At 61.2% G+C, this 16418-nt stretch carries 7 protein-coding genes and 4 pseudogenes; 7 read left to right on the forward strand and 4 right to left on the reverse strand.

Annotated elements, in window-relative coordinates:
* Positions 1 to 6 precede the first annotated feature (6 nt).
* Positions 7 to 2469: a S8 family peptidase gene (locus RQ479_RS25300; protein ID WP_376702836.1), complete on the forward strand. Its 2463-nt coding sequence runs from the start codon at positions 7 to 9 to the stop codon at positions 2467 to 2469.
* 206 nt (positions 2470 to 2675) lie between these two features.
* Here RQ479_RS25300 and RQ479_RS25305 read toward each other — a convergent pair whose 3' ends face one another.
* From RQ479_RS25305 to RQ479_RS25320, 4 genes are read right to left on the reverse strand one after another with little or no spacing between them, the layout of a single operon-like run.
* Complete coding sequence (locus tag RQ479_RS25305) at positions 2676 to 4235, reverse strand: E2 ligase fold family C protein (RefSeq protein WP_128288078.1); 1560 nt, start codon at positions 4233 to 4235, stop codon at positions 2676 to 2678.
* A gap of 3 nt (positions 4236 to 4238) precedes the next feature.
* Entirely contained in the window at positions 4239 to 4727 is a 489-nt protein-coding gene (locus tag RQ479_RS25310) for a Mov34/MPN/PAD-1 family protein (RefSeq protein WP_126057777.1), read from the reverse strand.
* Positions 4724 to 5341 (reverse strand): putative metal-binding protein, encoded by a 618-nt coding sequence (locus RQ479_RS25315; protein WP_128288077.1) that lies wholly within the window; start codon positions 5339 to 5341, stop codon positions 4724 to 4726. The genes RQ479_RS25310 and RQ479_RS25315 overlap by 4 nt, the downstream gene beginning before the upstream one ends.
* Entirely contained in the window at positions 5334 to 5630 is a 297-nt protein-coding gene (locus tag RQ479_RS25320) for a DUF2604 domain-containing protein (protein ID WP_128288076.1), read from the reverse strand. The genes RQ479_RS25315 and RQ479_RS25320 overlap by 8 nt, the downstream gene beginning before the upstream one ends.
* Before the next feature lie 903 nt (positions 5631 to 6533).
* Between RQ479_RS25320 and RQ479_RS25325 the strand changes: the two are divergent.
* From RQ479_RS25325 to RQ479_RS25350, 6 genes and pseudogenes are all read left to right on the forward strand, one after another.
* Positions 6534 to 7425 (forward strand): annotated as a pseudogene (locus RQ479_RS25325) (hypothetical protein); the annotation flags it as partial.
* Between the two features lie 87 nt (positions 7426 to 7512).
* Positions 7513 to 8558 (forward strand): annotated as a pseudogene (fni, locus tag RQ479_RS25330) (type 2 isopentenyl-diphosphate Delta-isomerase).
* 86 nt (positions 8559 to 8644) lie between these two features.
* Positions 8645 to 8875: pseudogene (locus RQ479_RS25335) on the forward strand (IS5/IS1182 family transposase); the annotation flags it as partial.
* A 660-nt stretch (positions 8876 to 9535) separates the two neighbouring features.
* On the forward strand, positions 9536 to 11842 hold the full coding sequence (locus RQ479_RS25340; RefSeq protein ID WP_128288075.1) for a S9 family peptidase: 2307 nt from the start codon (positions 9536 to 9538) through the stop codon (positions 11840 to 11842).
* Positions 11843 to 12307: 465 nt separating this feature from the next.
* A pseudogene (locus RQ479_RS25345) lies at positions 12308 to 12448 on the forward strand (transposase); the annotation flags it as partial.
* Between the two features lie 352 nt (positions 12449 to 12800).
* Positions 12801 to 16307, forward strand: coding sequence for a Ulp1 family isopeptidase (locus tag RQ479_RS25350; RefSeq protein WP_376702837.1), 3507 nt, complete (start codon positions 12801 to 12803; stop codon positions 16305 to 16307).
* Positions 16308 to 16418 lie beyond the last annotated feature (111 nt).

The raw sequence follows: 16418 nt of genomic DNA on the forward strand, positions 1-16418 counted from the left end.
ATCATAATGGCAGACGATTTTCCGCGCGACCGCGCCCATATCCACCTTCGCAACAACGGCATTCGGGAAGCCTATCGGCGGCCCAACCAACTTATACATGCACCGCCGCTGCCGGCGCGTGATCGGGCGTCGCATGCTGCGGCCTTGACGCAATCCATCGAACAAGCGGTCGAAAGTGCACGCCAGCAGATTGCGGCGCGTGACCCCCAGCTGTCGGTCGGCACGCCTGGCTTTTACCTCGAGATCGATCTGCCCATGTCCGGACGGGCGGCCCTCGACCAGTTGGCCGATCGTCGCCAGCACATGGAGCTGGTCGCCGTCCATGAGCCAACTCAACCCGGTGCTCCCATCACAGCGTCGGTGTTCCTGCCGCAAAGCGCGCAAGCCTATTATTTGCGGAAAGTCGAGGCGTATCGAGACGTTGACACTGACCGCGGCAGACCGCGCAACGAGCCGCTCGTCTCCCGCATGGAGACAGTCAGGCTGGCGACTGCACGATCGTTGTTTACCGACCACGACGACCTCTTCCCCCAGGCCGCTGACGAGCAGGTGTGGTGGGAAGTCTGGCTGCGCGACGGTCGCCGCGAGAACTTCGAGCACATTGCCGAAGCCCTGAACATCACTTTGCGCACGCATGCGGTCAGGTTTCCGGAGCGGGTGGTCATGCTGGCACTCGCCAGCACGGCAATGCTCGACCGCATGATTGCGCACAGCGATGTCGTCGCCGAGCTGCGGCGCGCGAAGGATACGCCGTCCTTCTTCATGGGCCTTGGTGGCGCGGAGCAAAGGGACTGGAGCGACGAGCTTCTCGGGCGCGTCAGACCGCCTCAATCCGATATTGCGGTCTGCATTCTCGACAGCGGCGTACGTCGCACCCACCCGTTGATCGAACCCGCACTTGCCGTTGAAGACTGGCACACCGTCAAACCGGCATGGGGCAGCGACGACACACCTGCGTGGAGCGGCCACGGGACGCGAATGGCAGGTGTCGGCCTGTACGGTGATCTGGTCCCGCTCCTGGTCGGAGGCGATCCAGTTCCATTGCCCTTTCGGCTGGAGAGTGTCCGTATCCTTCCGCCAGAAGACGAGGCAAACGATCCAGAACTCTATGGCGCGATCACCGCGGAAGCGATCGCCCGCGCCGAGGTGCAGGCGCCGGAGCGCCGCCGCGCGATCGCAATGGCTGTGACAAGCGCCAGTCCGGCGCGTGGAAGGCCCACATCGTGGTCTGCCGCTATCGACCAACTCTGTTTCGAAGAGGAGCAGCGACGCTTGATCGTTCTCTCTGCCGGCAACATCGGCGATGACCTCATGCCGGCCGAGCATTTGACGCGCAACGATCTGGAAGCAGTCGATGATCCTTCTCAGGCCTGGAATGCGCTGACGGTCGGCGCTTTCACAGAAAAGGTCGATATCATTGACACCGACTTTGCGGGCTACGCTCCGATCGCGCCGGTCGGCGAGCTCTCGCCGCGCAGTCGCACTTCGGTCGTTTGGGACAGGCAGTGGCCGGTGAAGCCCGAGGTCGTCTTCGAAGGCGGCAATCTCGCCCATGACGGTGTGTTGCCTGGCGAGCCGATCGACGATCTGCAGATATTGACCACTTTCTATCGACCCGAACTGCGCCACTTCACCACCCTCGGAGATACGAGCGCGGCAACGGCCCATGCCGCACGGATGGCGGGACTGATTCTATCAGCGCGCCCCGAGCTGTGGCCTGAAACGGTTCGCGCCCTGATCGTCCACTCGGCCGAATGGACTCCGGCGATGCGCGCACGCATCGATGCGTGCAACGGAGCGAAGGGCGAGATCCAGGCGCTCGTGCGGCTTTACGGCGTGCCAGATCTTGGGCGCGCGCTTCTGTCAACGGTGAACGACCTCACGCTTATCGTTGAAGATGAGCTTCAGCCTTTCCAGCGCGAGGGCGGCGCGGCTGCCAAAACGCGTGACATGAAGCTGCATCGCCTGCCTTGGCCGAAGGAGCAGCTCGCGGCGCTCGGCGCTGCCCAGGTCGAGCTCCGCGTCACGCTGTCCTATTTCATCGAACCCAACCCCGGTGAACGCGGATGGACCCGCCGGCATCGTTACGCGTCCCATGGTCTTCGGTTCAGAGTAAAGTCAGCGACCGAGACAGTCGACGAATTCCGAGCCCGCATCAATCAGGCCGCTCGGGACGAGGAGGAAGGGGCGCCTGCTGGAGGCGGAGAAGAGTGGCTGCTCGGCACCTTCCGCGATCGCGGCTCGTTGCACGCCGATTTCTGGTCGGGCAGCGCCGCCGATCTCGCCGAGCGTGACGCGATCGGCGTGTTCCCGGTCGGGGGCTGGTGGAAGGAGAAGCCTTACCTGGAACGCGTCGACGCTCTGGCTCGGTACGCCCTGATTGTGACGATTCGGGCGCCTGGGGTCGATGTTGACATCTTCACACCCGTCGAAGCAGCCCTGACTGTCGAGACGTCGGTCGAGACCTGATGCAGCACTGTCCAAACCGGCCAACAACGGAGGTTTGACCAGCCTCTGGTGCCATGGCGGCTGGTGCTGGATCATCACGTCGGCAACAGGGATCATGCGCGGAGGACGATAGGCCGCCAAAGGAGCGGGCCAAGCGTGTCATAATGGCGCCCATGGTCACGCCCACAAGCCGCGCCCCCTGCGTCTACAGAGAGGTGCGCGTCTGCTTAGGCGGCCGAGACATCGCTTACCTGATCAACGCGCTCGCCGTATTTGCGCCTGTAAGCGGCAATGAAATCGTCGTCGCTACAGATGCAGCGGCCGCTGGAGTCCTTGGCCTTCGGATCGTGCAAGTGAGAGCCAAGGGGGCGCAGAAGATTCACCCGAGTGCTCGTCGTCGGGCTCATGGGAAACCCCGCACTATGTTTGACCAAATCCGCGGCAAGCATAATCCCGGCAAGCACCGACTGAAAGGCCATCGGAACCACAGTTCGAACGCGGCGACTTCCTTCGCTAAGCTGGAACACCAGACCGCCGCAGATAGCCTGCTGATAAAAGGAGCGCAGGGGCTGGCCAACAAACGGGGCTAGCGGTTCAAACGGCACAGCCATCGCTGTAGCCACGCGAACTACAAAGTCGTTGGGAACTCCGGCATTGGTCTGCAGGAGCGTTTTCACCTGCTCGTGTGCTTCCGGTATTCCGAGTTCCTCGGCAATCAGCTGGTGCTCGTCCTTGGATTTTCCGGATGGCAGGTACATGCAACAAAGGCAAGCCTGGCCGTCATCGAAACCATGCCGGGAGATACCGAGATCGTGCTCCTGCGTCCAAGCGTTTGCGATCCATCGCGGCAGTGCACCTTGGACAGCCAGACGGTCGGCGGCGGTGTCAAGCGCCACACCCACTTGGTCGAAGACCCAATTGCCCCGGCGCGCAACATATTCTGCCCACGTCAGAGGGTGCGCCTCGACCTCAAGGGCAGTCGATCTAAGGGCGGTGGCTGCAAGAACCGCTTTGGACATACCAATCTCGGCCTGGCCAGCCAATGCGTAGCGCTGCAGGTTTGAGAGTTCGATCGCTTCGTGATCGATTACATGCAGACGACCCTTGAGATCGGGTTGTCTCGCTAGCGCCCAAAGCGAGCCATGGCCTACCGCACCGAGCCCAACGAGGTGGGTTTCGCCAAGGTCGACTGGGAAGTCGATCGGGCCAGGCTCCCCGGCTTTGGTCTTGTCGTAGCTGCATAGCGAGAGGTCGATGGTTTCGTCCAACTCGGCGCCGGTCAACTGGGCAGCGAAGATAGTTCGAAAGACGTTGGCGGCGCCGAAGCAACTGGCGGCGCCAGCTCCATAAGGCAGCAGACTTGGGCCAGAGCCCACCGGGTCCGTACGCGACAGCTTTGCCGCCCAACCGTCCGATCCCACGAAAAAGATCGGGCACCGGAGTGATGGGCGCGTTACCCCTGCAACGACGCAGACGGTGGCAGACTTGCCGGAACGCCGGATGCCGACTTTTGGATTGATCGACTTTGCCAAGCGCTCCAGCGCTTGGGCTTGAGAGCTCGCCGCGCTGTCCAGCGGGATTATCGCCAGAACCGGGTAGAGCCTAGCGAGCAATCTCACCGCAAGATCTAGTGTCGCCTGGCCTTCGGCGCAGGAAGCGGCCTGATGGTCGAAGGCGACTGCCACGACCTGCTTTTCAAGAGCTGCTTTGAAGTCTCCCAGATGAAAATCGGCCAGGACCTGAGATGCCGCCGTGGCGGCGCGATCGATGAAGTTAGCGAATGCCATTGTTCAACTCGATATCATGATCATTCGCGACAGTGCCGCGGGAGGGAGCGCATTCCATTTGGCCTTTTCGTCAAGCCGATAGGCGGCGACCCGAGCAAAATCGAAAGGCTCGCGGGCGAAATTCGGCACGACCAGCGACAGACACCCAACCGTGGTAGCAACCGCATAAGCGTCGTCCGTCGTCGAATGGTAGGCGCGGCCCGGATGGCTGTGAATCTGGGCCAAGAGTTTCAGGCCGCTTTTGTAGAGCCAGACATTGAGCCGGTGCAGTTCTTCGGCCGCAACGATCACGCAAACGCCATCGTTTGTCCGAATGTGACGCTGCGCCGGGATAACCGTCTCTGTTACGGCAAAGTGCCGGTCTTGCTGAACGCCGACCCAGAGCGCCATCCCCTCATTGCCTTCGCGACCAACTGAGCGCAGATGCCCATGCGTGGTCGAGATGCAGCCGCGCGGGAGAGTCACGATCGTTACATCTCTCAAACCAGTCATTCTTGTATCGCCTGAGGGGATACCACCATTCCTACGATTGTCGGTTGGAGTTGAATCTGCAACTGCTCTATAGGAACGATTCCGTACTTGATGATCTTGTCCAGGATGAAGGCCAAACAGCCTTCGCCAGAACCCCGATGAAGCAGCCATGGATCACCTGAATGGGCTGGATTGTCGTGGTATTCCCGGACGCCCGCCATGCACAGGAATGGTTCGTCCTCGGGACTGTTGGCCTGGATGAAGTCCGTCAGCGGCACGGCGTTCTGCTGGATGAGAGCTCCTATCATCTCCGGCGGCGTTCCGGGCAGCGGCGGACGTCTAAGCATTTTCAGGTATAGATCTTTCCGGGCAATCGGATGACGCGTAAACGGATCGACGAAGACCACGGACGGTGGTCTTAAGTCGTAGTCGGTGAAGTCGACCTCGCTCGCTGCGCTGATCACCCGTGGTTTTAACTTGAGGCTTGCGAAAATGAAGAAAGCGCGCGGAAAGGTCGCCTCGATCAAGAAGCAGCCCTGAGCCCGATAGACATCAGCATATCGCCGGAACCGGCCGATCTCCCGATCAAACTTCGCTCGGGAGACCTCCGGATCCACACTTTGGGGTTTAGGCACCTGCGACGCCCGCCTTCAGGCTGAGGAACAGGGTCACAGTATTCGGGAAACCGAAGTCGCCAAGCTTCTTGTCGACATCGAGCAAGTTGCCGGCCTCATCCTTGAATTCCCAATTCTCGGCTGGTTGGGCGACATTCTGCGTGTTCTCAAGGGCTTTGGTACGAATGACGTGAAGCGGCTGGTTGGGATTGGCTTCGACCTGCGTGGGCTGGCCGTTCACCACCACCGTGATCTCGATCTTGCCCGGTCCGCCGCCGTGATTATCGACCTTACCCGAATCCTTCGACATTGTCCTACTCCTGTGGCTTGCCAACCGCCCCACGCCCTGGCGCCCACCTGCGAGTGAGACCGGCGGTCTTCAATCGTTCACCCGGCGCCACGGCCGCGAGTACGCGAAAGACAGGGGATAAACTACCGAATCGGTGCTTGCCTTCTTTTATGGGTGACTTGAGCCGCAAGTAAATGGTCTCAAATTGCTCCTCACAACTATAATCGATTAGAGCAATTCGAAAATATTGGCGACACGCCTATTCATCTGCTCTCTCACTCGCCTGCTCCGTGCTTGGCAAGGGGAGCTTTGACTGCGTCACGCGTCCCCCAAGCAGCCGATTGCGCCGGCAGCGCCGTAGGAACCGTCGTTCAGAGTCTTCACCACTCAAGCAGCCGCATGGATGCAGCCGACGCTCGTCTCCACAAACAGCGCAAGTGGTGCCTTGTTGGATAAGGCCGCCTCGTCCCTGGTGCAGCATCTGTCGGAACGGGTCCGCTGCGAGACCATGCCTCATCATCGCGCATGCGCAGCAGCCGGCGGTCGATGCTCGTAAGGCGTTCTGCTCATTTCGTGGCGAAGGCGCTGCTCGACTCGCGGACATATGCGGGCACCGAGGCGGAGGCTGACCAGTCGGCGCCGCGTTCGCGGATGTCGCTTGCAATGTGCTCGCGTGCGTTTGCCGCCGGCGACCTTGCCGTCCTCGCCTGCTATGGCGAGCCGGCGCAAGCGGATTGCTCGATACTGCCGGCGAGGCTGCGGGCCGGCTCCAAACGGCCGCTCACAAGAGCTTGCATCAGCAACTGGCAATCTGATCGATAACTTCGCGATCGCCGTTATGGCGCGGAGATGCGGTCTCGCCGGGTTGTGGCTGGCGCTTCGTTGGGGGCGGCGCGTCGTAGCCGAGGGAGCAGGGGCGGCGCCATGATCCAGACCGAACGCGCGCTGCAGCAGGTGCTTGAGTGGGGGCGTACCCTGACCGGTTTCGAGGATGAGCATGCTGAGGAAGCGGTAAGGGGCGGCCAGTATATCCTGCAACGCATTCACCCGAGCCTGCGCGACACCAGCGCCCGCACCGGCCGCGATACGCAGGACGAAACGCTGATCGTGGCGTTCTATCGCGAACTGGCGCTGCTGTTCTGGCTAGACGATTGCAACGACGTTGGCCTGATCGCGCCGGAGCAGCTCGCCGCCGTGGAGCAGGCGCTGGGGCACGGCGTACTGTGCGTGCTCTCCGGATTCGAGGGCTGCGCTCAGCTGCGCGCTTCGCTGGCTGCGCTCGCTTACGATCGTCACGACGATGCTCGGCTTCTCGACTATACCCGGTGCTACTGCGCGGCGCTGCGCGCCGGACACGCGCAGGCGGCAGGGGCGCGACGCTGGTCTTACGCCGAGTACCTGCACAACGGCATCGATTCGATCGCTTACGGGAACGTGTTCTGTTGCCTGTCGCTGCTGTGGGGGCTGGACATGGCGACCTTGCGCGCGCGTCCAGCGTTTCGCCAGGTCCTGCGGCTCATCTCAGTGATAGGGCGCCTGCAGAACGATCTGCATGGACGCGACAAGGACAGGTCGGCCGGCGATAACGCGGCGATCCTGCTTCTGCAGCGCTATCCGGCTATGCCTGTGGTTGAGTTCCTCAACGACGAGTTGGCCGCCCATACGCGCATGCTGCACCGGGTGATGGCGGAAGAATGCTTTCCCGCGCCGTGGGGACCGTTGATCGAGGCGATGGCGGCGATCCGCGCAGTACTACCAGACTTCGACCAGCCGCTACCGCAGCGACGCTGCAGGGGGAGGCCAGCGTGCGTCGGCCTGGACGCGCCGGAGGCGGCGGCTGGGCGCGCTGCCGTCGGTTCGATCCGACGCAACGCCGTCGCCCGCTGCTACGGATGGAGCGAGCATGAGCGACACCGCCCTGAGCCGGCGAAAGGACGAACATCTGGACATCGTGCTGGATCGGCGAAGGGCGCCCGCCACGGTGGCCGCTGGCTGGGAGTACATCCATTTCGAACACTGCGCACTGCCCGAGTTGGACCTGACGCAGATCGACCTGCGCGCCTCGCTGCTGGGCAAGGCTATGCGCGCGCCGCTGCTGATCAGCTCTATGGCCGGCGGCATGCCACGGGCCGAGGCCATCAACCGGCATTTGAGCGAGGCAGCGCAAGCCTTGGAGATCGCCATGTGCGGTTCGCAGCGTGTGAGCCTGCAATCCCGCAACTCCCAGGGGCTAACGCGCGCGCTGCGCCGCCTGGCGCCAGACATTCCCTTGCTGGCCAACATCGGCGCCGCGCAACTGCGGGAGGCCGACGGCCTGGACCTGGCGCGTCGCGCGGTGGACGCGCTGGAGGCCGATGGGCTCATCGTCCATCTCAATCCGCTGCAGGAAGCGGTACAGCCGGAGGGCGACCGCGACTGGCGCGGCGTCCTGGCGCTGATCGCTGGCGTCGCGCGCATCGTGGGCGTGCCGATCGTGGCCAAGGAAGTGGGGGCGGGCCTTTCCGCCTCGATGGCCTGTGCGCTCGTCGAGGCGGGCGTGGCGGTAATCGATGTCGCCGGCGCCGGCGGCACCAGTTGGGCCGCAGTGGAGGGCGAGCGCGCCCGCAATGCCGCCGACCGTGCAGTGGCGATGTCATTCGCCGATTGGGGGATTCCCACCCTGACCAGCGTGCAGGCGGTGCGTCGGGCGCTGCCAACGGTGAAGCTGATCGCGTCGGGCGGGATCCGCGATGGCGTCGACGTGGCCAAGGCCATCCGCCTTGGCGCGGACATCGCCGGGCAGGCGGCCAGCGTGCTGGGCGCGGCGACAGTGTCCACCGAGGCCGTTGTCGCGCATTTCGAGATCGTCATCCGCCAGTTGGCCGTCGCCTGCTTCTGCACCGGCTCGGCTGATCTGGCGGCGTTGCGTCAGTGCGCTTGTTGCCCTCGTCGCATTTGTCCGCCGGTTGATGTCGGCGTCGTCCGCACGCTAACAGCAGGCTGCTGAAATACCTACGCCAAAGAGAGACTATTGATCCCCCTGGCGAGACGGCTCGATTAACGGGAGCGATGTGTTCATGGAGCAGCTGTTCACGATGAAGCGGTTGGAAGATTTCGTTCCAGCCGGTCATCCTGGACCCGCACCGGCTGATGATCAATGGAGCGCTGGTGCGGCTAGACGGCATCCTTTCCGGCATGTACGCCTGCAGTGCCAAAGGCGGTCGCCCCAGCGTTGCGCCGGAGAAATTGCTGCGGGCCGTGTGTTGCAGGTGTTCTACAGCGTCCGTCGGAATTGATGCAGCAGGTGCTGCTGTGGCAAGGCCAAGACCCGGGAATGCCGTCAGCTTTGATCAGGCGCTTCGGGCCGTGGAAACGCGCGAAGAGTCCGGCTTTCGAAAAAGGCCGAACGCCTCAGATAAAGCCAGAACTCCTTGGGTCACCATCAAACCAATTTGACGCCCCGGGACAATTTCGTCCGGCATTGTCCGGTGTGCGACGATGTTGGGGATGCGACATAGGCGGATTGCCGTGTATTTAAACCGCTTTTCCTTTGGCACGCATATTGCGCCCTATCGGTAAACCTCGTCATGGGCCGGCGGCAATCGCTCGGAGATTGTCGAAATAGCACAATGATTTCTGCCGGGGTGACATCCGGTCCGACTAGAGCAGGACCTTTCAGATGATGCAGAAAAGCAAGCGGCCATACTCGCGGGGAAATAGTCGCGTCAGGGCTGCATGGACGCTCTTTCCTGGTTGTTTCGGCGGCGGACGCCAACTCTTCAATCGGCACCCGAACCAGTGCCTGGATGTCCAAGGAGCGCCCCTGTTGCGCGTGCCTGGCTGCACCCGCGTGCTGGCTCTCCTCCAAGGCGACGCTCGGCGCTGCTGCAGACCAGCGACGAGATCCCAACTTCAAAATTCCCGAAAACCGAAAGAAGTGAACAGGTATGTCCAGGATCGGCGCTTTGACGCGCGCGGCATGGCGATCGGCAACTCAGACGCTGGCCAAGGGTTCGAAAAGTTTACACCCGACGCTAGCGCCGGCCGATTTCAAGCGCGCACTTACGATCAACGATCGATATGGCGGGCTCACTGTCAATGTCCCCAAAATGCCTTTCTGGCTGACCGGGGGTGAAGCCTTCGTCTACCGCCGGACTAGCCACGGCGAGCAGCAGTTCATGCAGGTCGATGCTGCCACGGGTTTCAAGCGGCCCGCTTTCGATCAGGCGCGTCTGGCGGCAGCGCTAAACAAGGTGAGCCATGAGAGCTATCAAGCCGGCAATCTTCCGTTCGACCGTTTCGAACTGAGTGAGGATGGTCGCAGGCTCGACTTCCAGATTGAAGACACCCGGTGGAGCTGCGACCTTGCAAGCTATGACTGTACCAGCACCACATTCGATGCAAGGAAAGGGGACCGTAGGGAGCTCAGCCACCGCTACACGCCGCCAGCGGAGAACAACCCCGACAAGAGCAACGCGTCGCCCGACGGCAAATGGATCGCCTATATCAAGAACTGCAACGTTTTCCTGCGCAGCGAGGACGGATTGCAGGATGTTCCTCTGAGCCGGGACGGAGCCGAAGGCAATTGCTACGTCTTTTCGACGCTGAGCTGGTCGCCGGACTCGCGCCACCTCGCCGCTTACCTTGTTCGCCCCGGCTATAGGCGAGAGGTCCGCTACCTCAATTCTTCGACGGACCAGTTGGAGCGGGGATATTCAACAAAATTCTATCCCAGGCCGGGCGATGTCCTTCCGCTGCCCCAGCCAGTCCTGTTCGACATTGCCGGCCGGCGCCAGATCGTGATTGACGGTGCCCTCTTCTCGAACGTCTTCGAACTTTCCCCTATCCGGTGGTGGGCGGACAGCCGCGGCTTCACTTTCGAATATAACCAGCGCGGGCATCAGCTCTATCGCCTGGTCGAGGTAGACGCCGCCTCGGGCCGCGGGCGCTCCCTGATCGATGAGACCAGCGAGACATTCGTTGATTATTTGCCGCTGGGGCATGGCCAGGAGGATGCCGGAAAAATCTTCCGTTACGATGTCGATGACGGGAAGGAGATCATCTGGGCATCAGAGCGCGACGGGTATGAGCATTTGTATCTTTTCAACGGCCGGACAGGCGCGCTCGAAAACCAGATCACCCGAGGTGAGTGGGTCGTCCGGAGGGTCAACCATGTCGATCCGGTCAAGCGTCAGATCTGGTTCGAGGCGAGCGGGATGAACTCGCAGGAGGACCCCTATTGGGTCCATGCTTACCGCATCGGCTTTGACGGCAAGGGACTGACTGCACTGACGCCCGAACCGGCCAACCACCATATCGAGTTCTCGCCTGACAGGCGCTATTATGTCGATCTCTGGTCACGCATCGATCTGCCCCCGCGCATGGCACTCTACCGCGCCAGCGACAATGCCAAGCTCCAGCAGATCGAGACGGCCGACATTTCCGAGCTCGTCGCCGCAGGCTGGCAGCCGCCGCTCAGTTTCCATTCCAAGGGGCGCGACGGCAAAACTGACATCTGGGGCGTGCTCCACCTGCCAGCCAACTTCGACCCGACGAAGAAATACCCGGTTGTGGAGAATATCTATGCTGGACCCCACGGCTCCTTCGTCCCAAAATCCTTCTCGCGGTGGACAGAGCCGCTCACGCAGCTGGGCTTCGTCGTTGCTCAGATCGACGGCATGGGCACCAACAACCGCTCCCGCGCCTTCCATGATGTTGCTTGGAAGAATCTGAAGGACGCAGGATTTCCCGATCGCATTCTGTGGCACAAGGCGGCGGCCGCGCAATATCCATGGTACGACATATCCAACGTCGGCATTTTTGGCGCATCCGCCGGCGGCCAGAGTGCAGTCAGCGCGCTGCTCTTTCACCCCGATTTCTACAAGGTCGCCGTCGCCAAAAACGGCTGCTTCGACAACAGGATAGACAAGACCTGGTGGAACGAACTGTGGATGGGGTGGCCGGTCGGCATTGAATATTCGCAATCCTCCGCCGTTGACAATGCTCACAGGCTGCAGGGCAAGCTGATGATCGCGGTCGGCGAAATGGATGATAATGTCGATCCGTTTTGCTCGTTCCAGCTTGCCGATCGACTCATCAAGGCAGGAAAAGATTTTGACATGGTCTACGTTCCTGGTGCCAATCACCATACTCTAGGCACCTACACCGAGCGCAAACTCCTAGACTTCTTCGTTCGCAACATTCTCGGTCAGACCCCGCCCGACTGGAACACCAAACCGATCGAGCTGGAATAGCTTGTGGCTCTTGCAATTGTTAGCTCGCCTTATCGGCTGTAATCAGGGCGAGGCGCGAGCAAATCTGCACCGAAGGACGATCGTGGAGTCTAGGACTTGCGCTGCGTATTGAGGATCGGCTCGCCGCGACGTTGGTCTGAGCAAACTGCTTGATAGGCACGCCTGCAGACCGCGTGTGTGCGATTGCAAGATCCCCTATCAGCCTGGTGTGAAGCGTTCAGGGGAAAAGCCGCACCCAACGCCGCTTCCGCTCGCCGTAACGCTACGGCGGTGCGGCCCACCCGATCCGCTCGACGAGCATTGGAACACATAGGTCCCCGAACGGACGATTGCCTTGGCAATAGAAGACCCTCGTCGGTCATCGCCGCTGTGGGTGGCAGCCCGTCGGTCTGGAGCTGCCATGACCTTGCCCCTCTGATCTAATCCGGTTTGAAGTTCGTTCGGGCCCATCGAGAGGACCAGGACATGAAACGCAGCTTCTCTGAAGAGCAGATCATCGGAATTTTGAAGGAACATGAGGCCGGGGTATCGGTTGCCGATCTGTGCCGCAAGCACGGGGTCAGCGACGCCTCGATCTACAACTGGAAGGCCCGCTTCGGCGATATGGTTGAATTCTGCCCTCAGGACAAGAGTGAGTAGAGCAGCCCCGCTACGAAAATCCTATCCTGGTCCGTTTGACGCATCGACTATTCAGATTGATTGGCGTGATACCCGGCGCGGCCGCAACACGCTAGGCCGTCAACCGCTGAGCAGAAAACCAGCCTTCGCCTTCCGCGGCGGCGGACCTCGTCAGCCTTTCGAAAGCTTGCCTGAGTAGGTTGCTCATGTGATCTGTGGAAGTGAGGATAGCGTGCACCCGTACAAACTGGACATTCATCGTAGCAGCTTGGCTGCAGGTGCAGCACGCCGTACCGCACGAGCAAGCGGACAGGCCGGCCAAGCCGGTTTTGAGCAGCACTTGGGCGAATTGCAGGCGGCGGATGAGTTGATGAGTGCACCAGGCGAGGATGTCCTCGTCAATGGCTCGCATGGCAAAGGTGAGTTGAGACCAACGAAGAGGCAGAGGATCCAAAGCAATCTGCAGCATGCTGTCACTGAGCGGCAACCATGTCAGGTTGGTGACTCAGGCGCTCGCGTGATGATGCAACTCCCTGCCCATCAGGTGGGTACATCGGAACGGGAGGCGCAGCTCGCGATGCAGGGGGATGAGCACGAAAACACCCCAGCGCCGCATCTCGATGGGTCGATGCCCTCGACAGTGCAGCCGGATCGTCCAATTGTGGCCCCCGACGGTGCCGACAAGCGTCCTGTTTATTCCAACGATGCCACCGCCATCGAAGGGCTGAAGTCTGCACTCCTTGCGGGTAAAGCCAGGCCGGACACGGTCACTCGCAGCGCAAATTCTCTTTTCGGCTTTAGTCGTTGGCTCTTTCAAAATAAAAAGCCAGGGTTTGCTGCTCGGCTTTACCATCCGTCGCTGAGCCAGGATCTCGAGGAGTACGAGAGTAGGGGTGGTTCCTCCACCGTGGCTGGCGCACTGCGTCAACTGATGAAGTCGATAGGCGGAGCCGCCCCGATTGTGGGTCGCGCTGTCCTGAACCCCCATCCTGACGACGCCGCGCTCACTAGACATTTCAGATCCGCGAGCGGCTACGCAACTGCTCTTAACCATTTCAGTCATTACCTACGTCAAAATGACAAGCTCGGGATTGCGGGCCGGATTTACGATGAATCGCTGGATAAAGATGTTGAGAGCTACAAGGCCGCCTCCTCTAATCGTGGAGCTCCGATCGAATCTGCACTGGTTTATCTCCGCAAGCACCCGCCGCGCGTTATACTCGGGAGTCATCTGGAAAACGCGGTCAGCATGGAGGCTCGTCCCCGTGGCGACGCTGCTCAGCATACCGCACCACAGCAGGGATTCGATTGGCCAGAGGAGCTCCTGCCGGTAGGTTATAAGGAAGGCACCGATCTACCATTGTCTCTCGCCCCAACCGCGCACCAACACCAAGCACCCGACTTTGGAGAGGCCGTCCCTCACTTGAACTGGCGCCACGGCGACCAGGTCGCCCCGGAGGGGCTGGTAGCTGCACGGGACAGGAGCAGCCCGCTGCCAAGCGAGGCGGTGCCACATAAATCTGGACGGGGAATCGCTACGCAGCCCAGATTGTGGGCGGAGAAATCCGCCTCGCCAGAGCTCTTTCGACGGCGGGCGGAGCAGGCTCTGCCGGCGTCCGCCAGAGGTGTGGAGACATCCTCCGCGGTTGATGAAGCCGCCGCTCGCCAAGCTTTGGCTTGGTTGCAGCAGGAGATGGAGGGGATCGAACCGATGCAGGATCCTCATAAGGTGGCTACACCGGAATGTGAGGCGCAGCTCGTCAGGCAGAGGGATGAGCACGAATCCACCCCAGCACCGCATCCCGGAGGTGGTGGGTCGATGCCCTCGACAGTGCAGCCGGATCGTCCAATTGTAGTCCCCAACGGTTCCGACAAGCGTCCTGTCTATTCCAACGATGCGACCGCTGTCGAAGGGCTGAGGGCAGCATTCCACGCGGGTAAGGCCAGCGCGAACACGGTCACTTACAATGTAAATTCTCTTTTCGGCTTTAGTCGGTGGCTCCTTCAAAACAACAAGCCAGGGTTTGCTGCTCGGCTTTACCATTCGTCGCTGGATCAGGATCTCAAGGAGTACGAGAGTACGGGTGGTTCCTCCACCGTGGCTGGCGCACTGCGTTACCTCAAGAAGTCGACAGGCGGAGCCCCGATTATGGGTCGCCCTGTCGTGATCCCCTATCCTGACGATGCCGAGCTCATTAGAGATTACAGAGCCGCTTCGACCAAGGAGTACCTGGCAGCGCCTGCGACCGGACGAAATCCAGATACCGTGGGCGGCTATACAACTTTTCTTAGACATTTTAGCCAGTACCTGCGTCAAAATAACAAGCCTGGGATTGCGGCTCGGATTCACGACAAATCGCTGGATAAAGATGTTGAGAGCTTCAAGGCTGTCTCCTATGGTAATAGGCTAAGGATCGGTTCTGCATTGGCTCACCTCCGGGATATCCTGCCGCGCATTGTGCTCGGGCGCGAAACTGTCCTTGGTGCTCATCCGGCAGACGCAGTCACCAGGCGCGTTGGGGCCGCTGCTGAAGCTGGGCCAGCGGCACCGGCAAGAGCTCCCCAACCCGCCTCGCCAGCAACCGCTAAGCTGCCAGGCACCTACCGCGGCCTTCCACTGGTTGATGTGACCACACTGACGACCAGTTCCTCTGGGGCTCAGATCGGGGCGCTCGATCCGACAGCCCCGTCCAACGTTGCAACGGGGCGGGTGCTCGGCGCCGCCGAATGGCTGAGCGACGCCCATATCCAGAGAGATTACAATTTGCTGGAGGGGCAACTGCAGGGGATCAATCCGGCGCTCGCTGCCCGGACTCGGCTGGTGGATCCTTCCGTATCCCATCTACTGCGACACACGTCGCCGCAAGACGCTCGAGGCATATTGCAGTCCATCTATAATCAAAACAACGCCACAGCCGACTTCCTGTTCTTGCCAGTGAATAATGGCACGGCTACTAGCCCCGGCACCCATTGGTCGCTGCTGCTCGTTGATCGCCGCGACCCCGAAAGGCGGTTCGCCTATCACTACGACTCCCTCCAGCGAGAGGGATATAACGACGTGCCTGCAAAACAGCTCGCAGGACTGCTGAATGCTACCTTGGCGCCAGCCCCCATGGCCAGACAGACGAACCATTATGATTGCGGCGTATTTGTCCTGGAGGGCACGTGGGCGCTGGTTGAACGATTGGTGAAAGGGCAGCGGCCAGACCACGAGCCGCTGCCCCTCGACAACCTCGTTGCCGATCGGCAGGCGCTGCAAGACAGGCTAAGGAGGCGCTTGCCGCACGAGGAAGAGCCGCGGCAGCTGCTGGAGGATGAACCCGCCTCCCCACCGATGATGGCATTCGAGCCAGGGGAACTGCGGCAACTGTTGGAAGACGAGCCTGCCTCCCCACCAATGATGGCGTTCGAGCCAGGGGAACTGCGGCAACTGTTGGAGGACGAGCCTGCCTCCCCACCAATGATGGCGTTCGAGCCAGGGGAACTGCGGCAGCTGTTGGAGGATGAACCCGCTTCCCCAACGATGATGGCGTTCGAGCCAGGGGAACTGCGGCAGCTGTTGGAGGATGAACCCGCTTCCCCATCGATGATGGCGTTCGAGCCAGGGGAACTGCGGCAGCTGTTGGAGGATGAACCCGCTTCCCCATCGATGATGGCGTTCGAGCCAGAGGAACTGCGGCAACTGTTGGAGGATGAACCCGCTTCCCCACCGATGATGGCGTTCGAGCCAGGGGAACTGCGGCAACTGTTAAATGAGCCTGCCTCCACTTGGGCACAAATCAATTCGACCCCACATGCGCGAGCGGACGGTGTTCATCAGCCAGCCCAGGCGCCCCTGGCTCCCTGAACGCAGAAGATAACTTTGCGGAGGAGCGATCACGCAACTGTCGTCGGCGCCGGGCCTCAGGGTGAATGGAGAGGATGGTGTCGCGTGAAGGCGCAACACGCGTGCTGACCG

Source organism: Mesorhizobium sp. ISC25 (assembly GCF_042295465.1).
Lineage (GTDB): Bacteria > Pseudomonadota > Alphaproteobacteria > Rhizobiales > Rhizobiaceae > Mesorhizobium.